This window comes from Qipengyuania gaetbuli (assembly GCF_020524765.1).
GTDB classification, from domain to species: domain Bacteria; phylum Pseudomonadota; class Alphaproteobacteria; order Sphingomonadales; family Sphingomonadaceae; genus Qipengyuania; species Qipengyuania gaetbuli_A.
In genome coordinates this window covers 830,789-845,761 of record NZ_JAIVLR010000001.1, presented here as the reverse complement: position 1 = coordinate 845,761, position 14,973 = coordinate 830,789, and the positions used below count along the sequence as shown (strand labels likewise).

The window sequence follows — 14,973 nt, the reverse complement described above, 5'->3', positions numbered from 1 at the left end:
TCGCGGCGCGGCGGTCCGATCGCGTCTTGCATGAGCCGCGCGCGCGCCTAGGGTGCGCGCGATGAGCGAGAGAGCAGCCGCATGGCGCTTCGCGATCGATCGCGGGGGGACCTTTACCGACGTTGTCGCCACCACGCCCGACGGGCGGCTGGTGACCGACAAGCTGCTGAGCGAAAACCCCGGCCATTATGCCGATGCGGCGAGCGAGGCAGTGCGCCGCCTCATGGCACGCCACGGCCCGGGCCCGATTGCCGAACTGCGTGTCGGGACCACGGTTGCGACCAATGCCCTGCTCGAGCGCAAGGGAGAGCGGCTGGCCCTGCTGATTACGCGCGGGTTCGGCGATACCCTACGCATCGGGACGCAGGCGCGGCCGGAAATCTTCGCGCGCCACATCGTCCTGCCCGAACAATTGCCTGCACGCGTGGTCGAGGTGGACGAACGCGTCGGAGTGGATGGCGAAGTCCTCAAGCCGCTCGACAAGGAGCAGGTCCGTGCCGATCTAGCACAGCTGCGCACGGAAGGTTTCGATGCCCTTGCCATCGTGCTGGTACACGGCTGGAAATACCGTGACCACGAGGCGCAAATCGCTGCCATCGCGCGCGAGATGGGCTTCGCGCAGGTCAGCGTCAGCCACGAGGTCAGCCCGCTGATCAAGCTCGTCCCGCGCGGCGATACGACCGTGGTCGATGCCTACCTCTCGCCCGTGCTCAGGCGCTATACCGACGGGCTGCAGGCGGAGCTACCCGAGGCCGAGAGGCTGCGCTTCATGCAGTCGAACGGCGGTCTCGCCGAAGTCGGCGCATTTCGCGGCAAGGACGCGATCCTGTCCGGTCCGGCCGGCGGCGTGGTTGGCATGGTCGCGGCCAGCGCACCCTTGGGGCATCACAGGATCATCGGCTTCGACATGGGCGGGACCAGCACGGATGTCGCGCATTATTCGGGCGAGTACGAGCTGACCGGCGATAGCGTCGTGGCAGGTGTGCGTGTGGCCGCGCCCATGATGCAGATACACACGGTGGCTGCCGGGGGCGGCTCGATCTGCCGCTTCGATGGCTCGCGCTTCCGCGTCGGACCGGAAAGCGCAGGTGCTGATCCCGGGCCGGCCTGCTACCGCAAGGGCGGGCCGCTGACGGTGACCGATTGCAACCTGTTCCTCGGCAGGCTCGATCCGGCCTTCTTCCCGAGCGTCTTCGGGCCCGCAGGCGACGAACCGCTCGATCCGGAAGCAGCACGCCGGCGGCTGGAGGAAGTGGCGGCATTGCTGCCACAGGCAAGGCCGCTTGAGGAAATCGCCGAAGGCTTCCTCGCTATCGCGGTCGATTCCATGGCCAATGCAATTCGCAAGATATCGGTCGCGCGCGGGCACGACGTGACTGCCTATGCTCTGGCCTGCTTCGGCGGGGCGGGCGGGCAGCACGCCTGCAAGGTGGCCGACGAACTGGGCATCGAGACCGTCCTCGTGCATCCGCTTGCCGGAATCCTGTCCGCCTATGGCATCGGCCTTGCGCCCGTGAAGACGATCCGCGAGGTCAGCCTGGTGCGCGCGCTGGGCGACGATTATTCTGCCGATCTGGCCGCGCTGGAAGCCGAGGCGCGCGATGCTCTTGCTGCGCAGGGTGTCGCGGATATCCGCATCGATGCGAGCTTGCGGCTGCGCTTTGCGGGCAGCGATTCCATGCTGGCCGTACCCTGCGGCGAGCCGCGGGAAATGGACGCGGCCTTCCGCCGGCTGCACCGCCAGCGCTTTGGCTATTCGGACGAGACTGCGCCCATTGTCGTGGAGGCGCTGAGCGTGGAGGCCAGCGGCACCTCGGGTGGGCTCGGCGCAGTCGAGGCAGAGCCGCAGGAAGCAAGAGGCAACGCTAGCGGCACATGGCCGACGGTGGAACGCAGCGCCATGCAGGTGGGCGAGGAAATTGCCGGACTGGCGCTGGTCATCGACCCCGGCTCGACAACCGTGGTCGAACGCGGATGGCAAGCGCGGCTAGCCGAGGAAGGAAGCCTGGTGCTCACCCGGACCGAGGCGCTCGAACGTGACCGTGCCGCCGGAACAGTCGTCGATCCTGTCCGGCTCGAAATATTCAACAACCTCTTCATGGCCATTGCCGAGGAAATGGGCGTGGTCCTCCAGTCGACCGCGACTTCGGTGAACATCAAGGAGCGGCTCGATTTCTCCTGCGCGCTGTTCGATGCGAGCGGCGCGCTGATCGCCAATGCACCGCATATCCCCGTGCACCTCGGTTCGATGGGCGACAGCATCGCCCGCGTCATCGAGGCGCGCGGTAAACGCCGGGACGGGCGCGGCTTCCGACGCGGCGATGCCTACGTCCTCAACGATCCCTATCGCGGCGGCACGCATCTGCCCGACATCACCGTCATCGTGCCGGTGTTCTATGGCGAGACTGGCGATGAACCGGATGCCTTCGTTGCGGCGCGCGGCCACCATGCGGACATTGGCGGCATCGCGCCGGGTTCCATGCCGCCCGAAAGCGCCACGATCGAGGAAGAGGGTGTCCTGATCGACAACCTCCTTATGGTGGACGAGGGGTATTTCCGCGAGGACGCCGTGCGCGAAGTCCTTGCATCGGCCCGCTATCCGGCGCGCAATCCGGACCGCAATCTGTCGGATTTGCGCGCCCAGCTGGCCGCCTGCACGCGGGGGAGCGAGCTGCTCGTCCAGTCGGCTCGGGACCAGGGCGAAGCGGTGGTCGCCGCCTACATGGGCCACGTCCTCGCCAATGCGGAGGAAAGTGTGCGGCGGCTGCTGGACCGGCTTGACGACGGCAGCTTCGCCTATCCGATGGACAATGGCGCCGAAGTCAGGGTGGCTATCCGCATCGACCGCGAAAGCCGCAGCGCCGTGTTCGATTTCACCGGGACGAGCATGCAGTTGCCCGACAATTTCAACGCGCCGCGCTCCATCACGCGCGCAGCGGCGCTCTATGTCCTGCGTACGTTGATCGACGACGCGATTCCCATGAACGACGGCTGCCTGCGGCCTGTCGAACTGGTCGTCCCCGAAGGTTCGATGCTCGACCCCGAGCCGGGCGCGGCGGTCGTGGCCGGCAATGTCGAAACCAGCCAGGTCGTGACCGACGCCCTGTTCGCTGCGACCGGTCGCCTTGCGCCGTCGCAGGGTACGATGAACAATTTCACCTTCGGAAGCGAGCGACACCAATATTACGAGACCATCGCCGGCGGCTCGGGCGCAGGGCCCGATCACGAGGGGACCAGTGCGGTGCAGACCCACATGACCAACTCGCGCCTGACCGATCCCGAAATCCTGGAAACGCGCCTGCCGGTGCGGCTCGACCGCTTCGCCATCAGGCGCGGCTCTGGAGGCACGGGCGCGCACCGCGGGGGAGACGGAGTGGAGCGGCGCGTCACCTTCTTCGAACCCATGCGCGCAAACATGCTCGCCAACCGGCGTGCAATCCCGCCGCGCGGGATTTGCGGCGGCGGCGATGCGCAGCCGGGGCGCAACTGGGTCGAGCGCGCCGATGGCAGCATCGAGGAATTGGGCGCGACCGGACATGCAGAGATGCGGCCGGGCGACGCTTTCGTCATTCTGACGCCCGGCGGGGGCGGATATGGGGAGGAACGGGAATGAACTACTGGCCGCTGGCCGGCATCGCCATCGTGGTGGCGGGCTTTGCGCTGCGCTTCAATCCGCTGCTGGTGGTCGTCACGGCGGCGCTGGTGACCGGCGTCCTTGCCGGCCTAGACCTCGTCGCGGTGATCGAGGCGCTGGGCAAGGCTTTCAACGACAACCGCTACATCTCGGTCACATGGATTATCCTGCCGGTGATCGGCCTGCTCGAACGCTACGGGCTGCAGCAACGCGCCCGCGCAGTGATCGAGGGCATTCGCGGCGCAACCATGGGCAAGTTGCTGACGATCTACCTCCTGTTCCGGCAGATTACCGCGGCGCTGGGCCTCACCAGTCTTGGCGGCCACCCGCAGACGGTCCGCCCGCTGGTCGCCCCGATGGCGGAAGCCGCGGCGGAGAAATCACACGGCGAACTGGCCGATGAAGACCGCGAGAAGGTCAAGGCCATGTCGGCGGCAACCGACAATATCGGCCTGTTCTTCGGCGAGGACATCTTCTTCGCGATCGCCTCCATCCTGCTGATCCAGGGGGTGTTCGAAAGCTACGGCTATCCGCTTACCCCGCTGCAATTGTCGGTCTGGGCCATCCCCACGGCGATCTGCGCCTTCATCATCCACGGCTGGCGGATCCGTTCGCTCGACCGGCGTCTGGGGAGGGCAGGGGCATGATTACCTACGAATGGCTCTATATCCTGACAGGCGGTTTCTTCCTTGTCTGGTCGCTCTTGTCCCTGCGCGATGCGAAATGGGGCAATGCCGCCTTCTGGGGACTGCTGGCAGCGAGTTTCCTGTTCGGCAGCCATTTATCCGATTTCGCAAATGGCGTGCTCGTCCTCGCGCTGGTCGGCATTGCGGGGCTCGGCCTGCTCAAGCGCAGCGACCCGGCCACGACGACGCTGGAAGAGCGGCAGGCGCATTCCGACAGACTAGGCAACCGGCTGTTCCTTCCTGCCCTGATCGTGCCCCTGACGGCTGTCGCTGGCACGCTGCTCTACAATTACACGCCGCTCAGCGAGAGCGGCCTACTGGCCGAACGCCGCGAAACGCTGATCCTCTTCAGCCTCGGCACGCTCATCGCGCTCACTTCCGCGATGCTCTGGCTGAGGCCGCCGGTCCTGGCGGCAGCGGAAGAGGGACGCCGCCTCCTCGATTCGATCGGATGGGCCGGTATCCTGCCGCAAATGCTCGCGGCCCTAGGTGCGGTATTCGCGTTGGCAGGCGTGGGCGACATCATCGGCGGCATCGCGGGCGCGATCATTCCTGATGGCAGCATATTCCTTACCGTTGTGGTCTTCGCGCTGGGCATGGCGCTCTTCACGATGATCATGGGCAATGCCTTTGCCGCCTTCCCGGTCATGGCTGCAGCCATCGGCATCCCGCTGCTGGTCGAAGGCTATGGCGGTAATCCGGCGGTGATCGGCGCGGTCGGCATGCTCGCGGGGTTCTGCGGGACGCTGATGACACCGATGGCGGCCAACTTTAACATCGTGCCTGCCGCGCTGCTCGAACTGAAGGACCAGAACGCCGTCATCCGCCAGCAGGTCGGCACCGCATTGCCGCTGTGGGTCTGCAATGTCGTGATCATCTATGTCGGAGCATTCCTGCTGTGGAGCTGACCGAAGACATTGCCCGCCATTTCGCGCGCACTGCACTGGGCCACGTGGCGCGGCCCTATCCCTACAAGGACGACCACGTGTTCGAGGGCGAACACGACGTGCGCCCCCCGCGTGAGGCGCATCCCGTCTTCTTCGGCAGTTTCGACTGGCATAGCTGCGTTCACGGCTGGTGGACCCTGCTCAGCTTGCGCCGGCTCTATCCGGGCATGCCCGAAGCGGCGGAGATTGCCGCGCTGGCGGATAACACTTTCACCGAGGAGAAGCTGGCAGTCGAACTCGCCTATCTGGGCCGGACCTACTCGCGCGCTTTCGAACGGCCCTATGGCTGGGCGTGGCTGCTCTATCTCCACCACGAGGCTGCGCGGCATAGCGACAAGGACTGGGGCGCGAGGCTTGAGCCGCTTGCCCGTGCCTTTGCCGGACTGTTTCGAGACTACCTGCGCATCCTGACCTATCCGATCACCGTCGGCTCGCATTACAATTCCGCCTTCGCGCTCACGCTGGCGCGCGAGTGGGCGCTTGAGCGCGATTGCGTTCTGGTTGCGACGATCGACGAATGGGCCTTGGCCGCATACGGCCGGCGGCGGGACTATGCCGGGTGGGAGCCGGGCGGCGATGAATTCCTCTCGCCCGTCCTGTCGGTCGCCTTGCTGATGAGCCGCATCATGCCGCAACTCCAGTACGCGCCGTGGCTCGACGGATTGGTCCTGTCGAACGGCTGGGTGGAGCGCGAGTGCAGGCCCGTAACGGTGTCGGACCGCAGCGATGGCAAGATCGCCCATCTCGACGGGTTGAACCTCAGCCGGGCGTGGAACCTGCGTGCAGCTTCACGCGCGCTGGGCGATCATTCCGCGCAGGAGCTACTGGAGGCAAGGGCGCAGGAACACCTAGAGGCTGCCATGCCCCATGTCGCGGGCGATTACATGGGCGAGCACTGGCTGGCGAGCTTCGCCCTGCTGGCGCTGCTCGAAAAGGGCTGAGGTCAGGCGCGGCGGCGGCTGTCTGCGGCACTGCCGGGCAAGCCCTTGACGAACCCGCCCATGGCGCGCGCGACGGCTTCGGGAAGTTCGATCTCCCCGCCGAGCGTGCGGCCCGCCGACAGGCCGATGCGAATGTCGAGCGTGCCTCCTTCGGCGACCAGTCGGCCGTCCTCGCGGAACTCGCCGACCTCTTCGCGGGCTAGCTCGAAACGGACCGTCTGCCGTTCTCCTGGTGCAAGGGTGACGCGCTCGAAATCGCGCAGGTCCATCCGGCTGGGCAGGTGGCGGCCACGATAACGGCGGACGAACAGTTGGACCGTTTCAACGCCTGAAATTTCGCCCATGTTGCGCAGCTGGGCACTGGCGACGATGTGGTCGGTCGCCAAGTCGAGCGTGAGGTCGGTCAACGCGAAATCGGCATAGTTGAGGCCATGTCCGAAGGGTAGTCCGCGATTATGCTCGCTAGCCGGGATGGCCACGGGTAGCTTCCCGCAGGGTGCAGCCTCGCCGGTCAGGATCTCGGCGATGGCATGGCCGCTCATGGTGCCCAGCTGCCCTGCGTGGAGCACGGCCGGTAACGGGCCGCCGGACACGACCGGATCGAGCGGCAGCGTGCCGAGCGTGACGAGGACGATCCGCTCGGTGACCGTGCGCAGTGAGGACAGGAGCTGGTGCTCTGCTTCCGCCAGTCTGCCGTTCTCGCATTCGCCCAGCACCACTACGACCGTGCGCGAACGCTTGGCCGCTTCGCAGGCCATGCCGATGGCCATGCTGTCGGCCTCGACCAGCCGGCCGACGGCCCCGTTCTCGCGCCGCAGGGCGAGGCCGGGCGCGAACTTGTAGGGAATGCCGAGCTGTTCCAGCCCGTCGATGACGCTGGCACCCGGGCCGCCGCGCCCAGCGACCGGAAGGGACCGGTCGTTGGCGGCATTGCCGATGACAAGAATGTCGCCGGAATCGACGCCAAGCGGCAGCATCGTCGGCTCGTTGCGCAGGAGCACGCAGCACTTCTTGGCGAGGTCCAGCGCCGCTTGGCGGTTCTGTATCGGGGTTGGGAGCGATCCCCGGCGGCGCACCGCCTCGCGTCCCAGCGGCAGGCTGAACAGGCCGAGTGCGTATTTGGCGCGCAGGACGCGGGCCGCCGCATCGTCCAGCCGCGAGAGGGGAATTTCGCGCTTCTCGACCGCCGAAACAATGGCATCGATCGGCATGTAATCGCCGATTTCCACGTGTTCGCTGTTTCGTGCAGCCGCGGCCAGGGCCTGCCATTCAGACAGTACCATGCCCTCGAAGGAACCCGGGCCATGGAGGAAGGAGAACGCGCGCTGGAGCGCGCCGCGGTGACTGGTGTCGGCACCTCCGAAGGATATCGAACCGAGATAGCCTTGCTGCGCGACATGGGCAGCGATCCGCAAAGCATCGGCAATCTCCTGCCGCCCGGCGGTGCTCCCGGGGCGAAGGACGCGGGAAAGGTCGAGGCACGCAAGCACGCTCTCGCGCGACGTGTCGCCCGCCGCCTGCAGTCCCGCGACACGCGCCGCGGCAATGCGGGCGGCAAGCTGGACCTGTTCTACCGAAGCAGGATAGGCGCTGCCCGTAGTAGGCCGGAGGTATCCCGCTTCGGGCCCTAGCGCCCAATTGATCCCGCGGGCGTTGGCCTCGTCCGCAATGACGCTTTCCGCCGCGGCGATCGCATCCATGTCGAAACTGGCGGCAGCAGCGAGCGGTGCGGGAAAGATGGTGTCTACGCCGGTCGCCGTTTCGGCGGGGAAGAGCAAGGGAATGCCCAACCGGGATTCCTCGATCGCGATCTGCTGGAAGGCTTCCGCCTGAAGTTTCGAGCCTATCCCCTCGACCGCGGTGACGCGGCCATCGCGGATGGCGCGGGCAAAAGCCTCGGTTTCGGCCCGGTCCTGAGGATCGGGCGCCTGGACGATGGCGAGTTGGCCGGCCTTTTCCTCGACTGTCATGTAGGCGAGTAGGTCGGATACGACGCGTTCGCAATCGCTGTCGGGCAGCAGGTGGATCATGCGCGCGCCTCCGCCCGCCTGCCCGTGAGGGGCAGTCGCGCCGGCATCGGCCGGGAGCGGGAGCGCTTCGCCATTTGTCCCTCCGCAAGCACGGGGTGGATACGGGGAACGGGCCCCCGCGAACGGTTCGCGGAGAATTCTGGCGGCTGGTGGTAAATTTCCCGTTAGCGCCAAGGCTTTGCCGGTCGCACGCAGGGCACCTTTCGGCGACTGCGATTTTGCTACGTTTACACATATAAAAATATCTTTATATGTTGCTCCATGCGAACCGAGGCCATCTTTCGTGCGCTTGCCGACCCGACGCGCCTGCGTATCCTGCGGGTGCTGGGTTCGATGGAGCTCGCTGTGGGCGAGGTTGCGCAGATCTTGGGTCAGAGCCAGCCGCGCGTTTCGCGCCACATCGGCATCCTGTGCGATGCCGGCCTTGCAGAGCGCCGCCGCGAAGGAAGCTGGATATTCCTGCGTGCGCGCGCCGATGATGCATTGTGCAGCGACGTGCGCATACTGCTGGAAGCTGCCGAACGATCGGATGCCGAATTCGCAGGCCTGTGCGAGGACGATCGCCGCAAGCTGGCGGAAATCCGTGCCGCGCGGGAAGAGCAGGCCGAACAGTATTTCGCCGATCATGCGCATGATTGGGACGAGCTACGCCGGCTACATTCTTCCGACGCGGAGGTGGAGACGGCATTGCGCGGGGCGCTTGGTGACAACCGGCTTGGCAGGCTGCTCGATATCGGAACCGGCACGGGCCGCATGGCGGAACTTTTCGCCGGAGGAGCGGACCATATCGTCGCGCTCGACAAGAGCCTTGCAATGCTGCGCGTTGCCCGCGCAAAGCTCCAGCACCTGCCGACCGAGCGAGTCGAGCTGGTGCAGGGCGATTTCGCCCAACTCCCCTTTGCCCCGTCGAGCTTCGATACCGTGCTGTTCCACCAAGTGCTGCATTTCGCGCAGAATCCCGCGACCGTCCTGGCCGAGGCCGCCCGTGTCACGCGCAACGGGGGACGCGTCGCCATCGTCGACTTTGCAGCTCACCAGCGCGAGGAATTGCGCGAGCGCCACGCGCATGCCCGCCTCGGCTTTTCCGACGAACAAATGGCAGGGCTACTGGCCGATGCAGGGTTCGACCCTGAAACCCCGATTGCCCTTGCAGACGGCGAGCTGGCCGTAAAGATTTGGGTCGCGCAGCGCCGCGCGGCCGCAGGAAGGAAAGCCTCTTGAGCCCGACGCTCGACCAGATGCGCGAAGCCCAGCGCGCGCTCGAAACGCCGCTCTTCTCCGGCCTGCCGGGCGATATCGAAGTCAGCTTCGAATTCTTCCCTCCGAAGACCGAGGCGATGGCCGAAACTCTATGGCACAGCGTCGAAACGCTGGCCCCGCTCGGTCCGCGCTTCGTGTCGGTGACCTATGGCGCGGGCGGCTCCACGCGTGAGCGGACCCATGCCGCGGTGCGCCGGATCGTCAACGAAACCTCGATGCCCGCTGCGGCACACCTGACCTGCGTCAACGCCACGCGCGAGGAGGTCGATGCTGTGGCACGCGAATACTGGGAAGAAGGCGTGCGGCACATCGTCGCCCTGCGCGGCGATCCGCCGGATGGCGGCTCTGCCTACACGCCCCACCCCGGTGGCTATGCCAATGCGGCCGAGCTGATCGCGGGCCTCAAGAAGGTGGCCGACTTCGAGATCTCGGTGGCCGCCTATCCGGAGGTGCATCCGGATTCGCCCGATAGACAGGCCGATCTCGACAATCTCAAGCGCAAGTTCGATGCCGGCGCGACGCGGGCCATCACCCAGTTCTTCTTCGATCCGCAGTGTTTCTTCGAGTTCCGCGACCGTGCGGCCGCGGCCGGGATCGAGGGCGAGATCGTCCCGGGCATCATGCCGGTGCTCAGCTTCGCTGCCGTCCAGCGTATGTCGGGCCTGTGCGGCACGGCTATCCCGCACTGGATGGAGGGGCTTTTCGACGGTCTCGACGACCGCCCCGAGGCGCGCCAGCTGGTGAGCGCCACTATCGCTGCCGAACTGTGCCGCCGCCTCTATGCGGGCGGGGTGCGCCAGTTCCACTTCTACACCCTCAACCGCGCCGAGCTGAGCTATGCGATCTGCCACATGCTCGGCCTGCGCCCGAAGGCCTGACATGTCGAAGCGTAAAGAGTTCGAGGCTGCCGCCGCGAAAGCCATACTCATCAAGGACGGCCCTTACGGGACCGAAATCCAGCGCGCGAAGCTGGCAGCGGAAGATTATGCCGGCAGCACCGGGCTGGCCCATGACCAGAAGGGCAATAACGACCTCGTCAACCTGACCCAGCCGCAGGTCATCCGCGCGATCTGCGACAGCTATATCGACGCTGGCGCGCACATCCTTGCGACCAATACCTTCAACGCCAACCGGATCAGCCAGGCGGACTACGGCGCCGAAGGGCTCGTGCATGACATCAATGTCGCTGCGGCGCGGATCATCCGCGAAGCCGTCGATGCGCGGGGAGACGGTGTCGCCCGCTTCGTTGCCGGTGCGGTTGGCCCGACCAACAAGACGTTGTCGCTTTCGCCCGACGTCGAGGACCCGGGTTTTCGCGAAGTGACCTTCGACGAGATCGTCGACGTCTATGTCGAGCAATGCCGCGCGCTGCTGGAAGGCGGCGCGGATTTCATTCTGGTCGAAACGGTGTTCGACACGCTCAATTGCAAGGCCGCGATCATGGCGATCAAGCAGCTGGAGCGCGAACTTGGCCGCGATATTCCGCTGATGATCTCGCTCACTCTGACCGACCTGTCGGGCCGGAACCTCTCGGGCCATACGGTGGAGGCCTTCTGGTATACCGTGCGCCACGCGAAACCGCTGACCATCGGCCTCAACTGCAGTTTCGGTGCGGAACAGCTGCGTCCGCACGTCCAGATCCTTTCGAATATCGCGGACACCTATTTGATGGCCTACCCCAACGCAGGACTTCCGAACGACCTGGGCGAGTATGACGAGGTTCCTGAGACCACCGCGGCGCTGACCCGGGTCTGGGCGGAGAACGGCCGCTTGAATGCGCTGGGCGGATGCTGCGGTTCGACGCCTGCGCATATCGCCGCCATGGCCGAGGCGGTGAAGGGGCTGCCCCCTCGCCAAATCCCCGAGATTTCGCCCGGCATGCGCCTTGCGGGCCTCGAACCTTTCACGATTGCCGCCTGATGACCCGGAGCAGTACCACCGCCCGCTTCGTCAATATCGGCGAGCGTACCAACGTCACCGGTTCGGCGGCGTTCAAGAAGCTGATCCTTGCCGACGATTACGAAAAGGCGGTCGAGGTCGCGCGCCAGCAGGTCGAGAACGGCGCGCAGGTCATCGACGTCAACATGGACGAAGGCCTGCTCGATGCCGAGCGGGCGATGACCACCTTCCTCAAGCTCATTGCCGCCGAACCCGATATCGCCCGCGTGCCGGTGATGATCGACAGCTCCAAGTGGGAAGTGATCGAGGCAGGCCTTAAGTGCGTGTCGGGCAAGCCGATCGTCAATTCGATCAGCATGAAGGAGGGCGAGGAGGCTTTCCTCGAGCATGCGAGGCTGTGCATGGATTACGGCGCCGCCGTGGTCGTCATGGCCTTCGACGAGAAGGGGCAGGCCGATACGAAGGACCGCAAGGTTGAAATCTGCGCGCGCGCCTATGACTTGCTGACCGGCATCGGCTTCCCGCCCGAAGACATCATCTTCGATCCCAATATCTTCGCGGTGGCGACGGGTATCGAGGAGCATGACCGCTACGGTCTCGATTTCATCGAGGCGGTGCGCGAGATCAAGGCGCGCTGCCCCCATGCGCGGACCAGCGGCGGCCTGTCGAACCTCTCCTTCAGTTTCCGCGGCAACGAGACGGTGCGCCGCGCGATGCATTCGGTCTTCCTCTACCATGCGATCCCTGCCGGCCTCGACATGGCGATCGTCAATGCAGGCCAGCTCGACGTCTACGACCAGATCGACAACGAGCTTCGCGAAGCGTGCGAAGACGTGATCCTGATGCGTCGTCCCGACGCGACCGAGCGCCTGATCGCGCTTGCCGAAAGCTATCGCGGCAAGAGCGCGGCCGACGAGAAGGCCGAGGAGGAATGGCGCGGATGGCCGGTCGCCCGCCGGCTGGAACATGCGCTCGTCAAGGGCATCGACGCCCATGTCGTCGACGATACGGAAGAAGCGCGCCAGCAGTTCGACCGCCCGATCGAGGTCATCGAAGGCCCGCTGATGGACGGCATGAACGTCGTCGGCGACCTATTCGGCAGCGGCAAGATGTTCCTCCCGCAGGTGGTGAAATCCGCCCGCGTCATGAAGAAGGCGGTCGCCCATCTCATCCCTTTCATCGAAGCGGAGAAGGAGGAAGGTGCCAAGGCCAAGGGCCGGATCGTCATGGCCACGGTGAAGGGCGACGTCCACGATATCGGCAAAAACATCGTCGGCGTGGTCCTGCAGTGCAATGGCTACGAGGTGATCGATCTCGGCGTGATGGTGCCGTGGTCGCAGATCCTGGCGGTAGCGAACGAGAACGATGCCGACATGATCGGCCTGTCGGGCCTCATCACCCCCTCGCTTGACGAGATGGTCACCGTTGCCGAGGAGATGAATCGTGCCGGCATGACCATGCCGCTGCTCATTGGCGGTGCGACGACCAGCAAGGTCCACACGGCCCTGCGCATCGATCCTGCCTATGACGGGCCGGTGATCCACGTGCTCGATGCGAGCCGCGCGGTCGGCGTGGCCAGCCGCCTGCTCTCGGACACGCAGCGCGACGAATTCGTGGACACGACCGCCGCCGAATACGAGAAGGTCCGCGATGCGCGTGCAGGCAAGGGCCAGAGCGTATTGCTGAGCCTCGAAGAAGCGCGGGCCAATTTCTACGACGCCTTCCTGTCGGACAAGGCCGCACCGCCGTTGAAGCCGGGGCTGCACACGTTCGAGGACTGGGACCTGGCCCATCTTCGCCAGTACATCGACTGGACCCCGTTCTTCCGCGCCTGGGAATTGCACGGCACCTATCCCGCCATCCTCAAGGACGAGGTGGTGGGCGAAACGGCGCAGCAATTGTTCGCCGATGCCAATGCGATGCTCGACCGGATCATCGAGGGCAAATGGCTGACCGCACGCGGCGTCGCCGGCTTCTGGCCCTGCGCGCGTGACGGGGACGACGTGACCATCCACGATCCGGAGGGCGAAACGCATACCGTCCTGCCCTTCCTGCGCCAGCAAGTGAAGAAGAGCCGCGACCGCGCGAACATGTGCCTGGCCGATTTCATCGATCCGGCCGGTGACTGGCTTGGCGGATTTGCCGTCGGCATCCACGGTATCGAGGAGCATTCGAAGCGCTTCATCGAGGACAAGGACGATTACTCCGACATCCTGTTGAAGGCGCTGGCCGACCGGTTCGCGGAAGCCTTTGCAGAGGCGCTGCACCAGCACGTGCGGACCGACCTGTGGGGTTATGCGCCGCAGGAACAGCTCACCAACGAAGCGCTGATCAAGGAGGAATACCGCGGCATCCGTCCGGCGCCGGGCTATCCCGCCTGTCCCGACCACAGCCTGAAGCCGGTCCTGTTCGACCTGCTGGAGGCGGAAGAGCGCACCGGCATCACGCTGACCGAGAATTTCGCCATGTATCCGACGGCGGCAGTCAGCGGCTTCTACTTCGGTCATCCAGAAAGCCAGTATTTCGGCGTTGCCCGCATCGGGCGCGACCAATTGGAAGACTATGCGCGCCGCCGCGGCGTGGATATTGCGACGGCCGAGAGATGGCTGCGACCCAATCTGGACTGAGCGCGCTGCCCAAGGGGCGGCTGGTAGTGATCGGCGGCTGCGTGCTGCTGGTCGCCTATGCCCTGCTGTTGCTCTCCGTTCCCTTCGATCCGGAGTTGATGGGGCGGCTGTGGTTCCTGCCCGGCATCGGTGTCATCGGCGCGATTATCGCAAACACCTCGGGCACCGGCGGCGGCGTGGTCTTCGTGCCGGTGTTCAACGCGCTGCGCGAATGGAGCGTGATGGACCTGCAGCCGCTGCAGGTGGTCGGCGTCTCCATGTGCATCCAGAGTTTCGGCATGACGATGGGCGCGCTGCGCTGGACCGATCGCCTGTATCACCAGCCCGAGCCGGAGCCGCTGCACGCGGTAGTGTCGCCCCGCGATTTCTTCACTGTCGCGCTTGCCGTCCTGGCCCTGTCGCTGCCCGCAATGCTCTTGACGCAGCGGCTGACGTCGTTCGACCAGCATGCGGTGCTGATGGGTTACAAGGGTTTTTCCATCCTGCTCGGCATTGCCCTGATCGCCTCCACGTGGACGGTCAATCTCGCCCGGCCCGAAAAAGACCGGCTCGAGCGCTTCGACCTGATAGTACTCCTGGTCTTGGCTATCCCGGGCGGCGTGCTCACTGCCCTGTTCTCCGTTGGGATCGGCGAACTGGTCGCGCTCTATCTTTTCATCCGGCATTATCCGGTGCTGCTGTGCACGGGTGCCGCCTGCCTGATCTCCTCGGTCAGCGTCATTAGCGGCGCTATCTGGCATATCGATGCGGGCACCATACAGTGGGAAGTCGTGCTGCTCGCAGGGCCCGGTGCGGCACTTGGCGGCTTCCTTGCGCGCCCCATCGCGCTGTGGCTCGGCGCACGGCGGCTCAAGACACTGGACGGCGGATGGATCGTGTTGTCGGCACTCTATCTCCTCTGGCTCAACCGCGGCTGATTGACAGGCGCGCAGGGTGCGGCAATCGTCGC

The 14,973-nt window shown here is 65.5% G+C and carries 10 protein-coding genes; 9 read left to right on the top strand and 1 reads right to left on the bottom strand.

Annotated elements, in window-relative coordinates:
• Positions 1-61 precede the first annotated feature (61 nt).
• Genes LC083_RS04325 through LC083_RS04310 form a run of 4 tightly spaced genes read left to right on the top strand, consistent with a single transcriptional unit; the run spans position 62 to position 6,208 of the window.
• Positions 62-3,613 (top strand): hydantoinase B/oxoprolinase family protein, encoded by a 3,552-nt coding sequence (locus tag LC083_RS04325; RefSeq protein ID WP_226699334.1) that lies wholly within the window; start codon positions 62-64, stop codon positions 3,611-3,613.
• Positions 3,610-4,281 carry a DUF969 domain-containing protein gene (locus LC083_RS04320; RefSeq protein ID WP_226699333.1) on the top strand — a complete coding sequence of 224 codons (672 nt, stop codon included), beginning with the start codon at positions 3,610-3,612 and terminating at the stop codon, positions 4,279-4,281. The genes LC083_RS04325 and LC083_RS04320 overlap by 4 nt, the downstream gene beginning before the upstream one ends.
• Positions 4,278-5,228, top strand: a complete 951-nt coding sequence (locus tag LC083_RS04315) for a DUF979 domain-containing protein (RefSeq protein ID WP_226699332.1) — start codon at positions 4,278-4,280, stop codon at positions 5,226-5,228. The genes LC083_RS04320 and LC083_RS04315 overlap by 4 nt, the downstream gene beginning before the upstream one ends.
• Positions 5,219-6,208 carry a DUF2891 domain-containing protein gene (locus LC083_RS04310; RefSeq protein ID WP_226699331.1) on the top strand — a complete coding sequence of 330 codons (990 nt, stop codon included), beginning with the start codon at positions 5,219-5,221 and terminating at the stop codon, positions 6,206-6,208. The genes LC083_RS04315 and LC083_RS04310 overlap by 10 nt, the downstream gene beginning before the upstream one ends.
• 2 nt (positions 6,209-6,210) lie before the next feature.
• On the opposite strand, the gene LC083_RS04305 is transcribed toward LC083_RS04310, so the two are convergent.
• Positions 6,211-8,238 carry a glycoside hydrolase family 3 C-terminal domain-containing protein gene (locus LC083_RS04305; protein WP_226699330.1) on the bottom strand — a complete coding sequence of 676 codons (2,028 nt, stop codon included), beginning with the start codon at positions 8,236-8,238 and terminating at the stop codon, positions 6,211-6,213.
• Between the two features lie 261 nt (positions 8,239-8,499).
• Between LC083_RS04305 and LC083_RS04300 the strand changes: the two genes are divergently transcribed.
• The 5 genes from LC083_RS04300 to LC083_RS04280 are packed head-to-tail and all read left to right on the top strand — an operon-like array spanning position 8,500 to position 14,941.
• A complete protein-coding gene (locus LC083_RS04300; protein ID WP_226699329.1) occupies positions 8,500-9,459 on the top strand; it encodes an ArsR/SmtB family transcription factor in 960 nt (319 codons plus the stop codon).
• Between the two features lie 17 nt (positions 9,460-9,476).
• Positions 9,477-10,376, top strand: a complete 900-nt coding sequence (gene metF, locus LC083_RS04295; RefSeq protein ID WP_413469448.1) for a methylenetetrahydrofolate reductase [NAD(P)H] — start codon at positions 9,477-9,479, stop codon at positions 10,374-10,376.
• Position 10,377: 1 nt separating this feature from the next.
• Positions 10,378-11,418, top strand: a complete 1,041-nt coding sequence (locus LC083_RS04290; RefSeq protein WP_226699327.1) for a homocysteine S-methyltransferase family protein — start codon at positions 10,378-10,380, stop codon at positions 11,416-11,418.
• Positions 11,418-14,024, top strand: coding sequence for a methionine synthase (gene metH, locus LC083_RS04285; RefSeq protein ID WP_226699326.1), 2,607 nt, complete (start codon positions 11,418-11,420; stop codon positions 14,022-14,024). The genes LC083_RS04290 and metH overlap by 1 nt, the downstream gene beginning before the upstream one ends.
• Positions 14,000-14,941 carry a sulfite exporter TauE/SafE family protein gene (locus LC083_RS04280; RefSeq protein WP_226699325.1) on the top strand — a complete coding sequence of 314 codons (942 nt, stop codon included), beginning with the start codon at positions 14,000-14,002 and terminating at the stop codon, positions 14,939-14,941. Before metH ends, LC083_RS04280 begins: the two co-directional genes overlap by 25 nt.
• Positions 14,942-14,973: the final 32 nt, after the last annotated feature.

Bases quoted from the DNA above. Each gene is read 5' to 3' on its own strand.
- LC083_RS04300 (WP_226699329.1), top strand. From the start codon at position 8,500: ATGCGAACCGAGGCCATCTTTCGTGCGCTTGCCGACCCGACGCGCCTG.
- LC083_RS04305 (WP_226699330.1), bottom strand. From the start codon at position 8,238: ATGATCCACCTGCTGCCCGACAGCGATTGCGAACGCGTCGTATCCGAC.
- metF (WP_413469448.1), top strand. From the start codon at position 9,477: ATGCGCGAAGCCCAGCGCGCGCTCGAAACGCCGCTCTTCTCCGGCCTG.
- LC083_RS04315 (WP_226699332.1), top strand. From the start codon at position 4,278: ATGATTACCTACGAATGGCTCTATATCCTGACAGGCGGTTTCTTCCTT.
- LC083_RS04325 (WP_226699334.1), top strand. From the start codon at position 62: ATGAGCGAGAGAGCAGCCGCATGGCGCTTCGCGATCGATCGCGGGGGG.
- LC083_RS04290 (WP_226699327.1), top strand. From the start codon at position 10,378: ATGTCGAAGCGTAAAGAGTTCGAGGCTGCCGCCGCGAAAGCCATACTC.
- LC083_RS04280 (WP_226699325.1), top strand. From the start codon at position 14,000: ATGGCTGCGACCCAATCTGGACTGAGCGCGCTGCCCAAGGGGCGGCTG.
- LC083_RS04320 (WP_226699333.1), top strand. From the start codon at position 3,610: ATGAACTACTGGCCGCTGGCCGGCATCGCCATCGTGGTGGCGGGCTTT.
- metH (WP_226699326.1), top strand. From the start codon at position 11,418: ATGACCCGGAGCAGTACCACCGCCCGCTTCGTCAATATCGGCGAGCGT.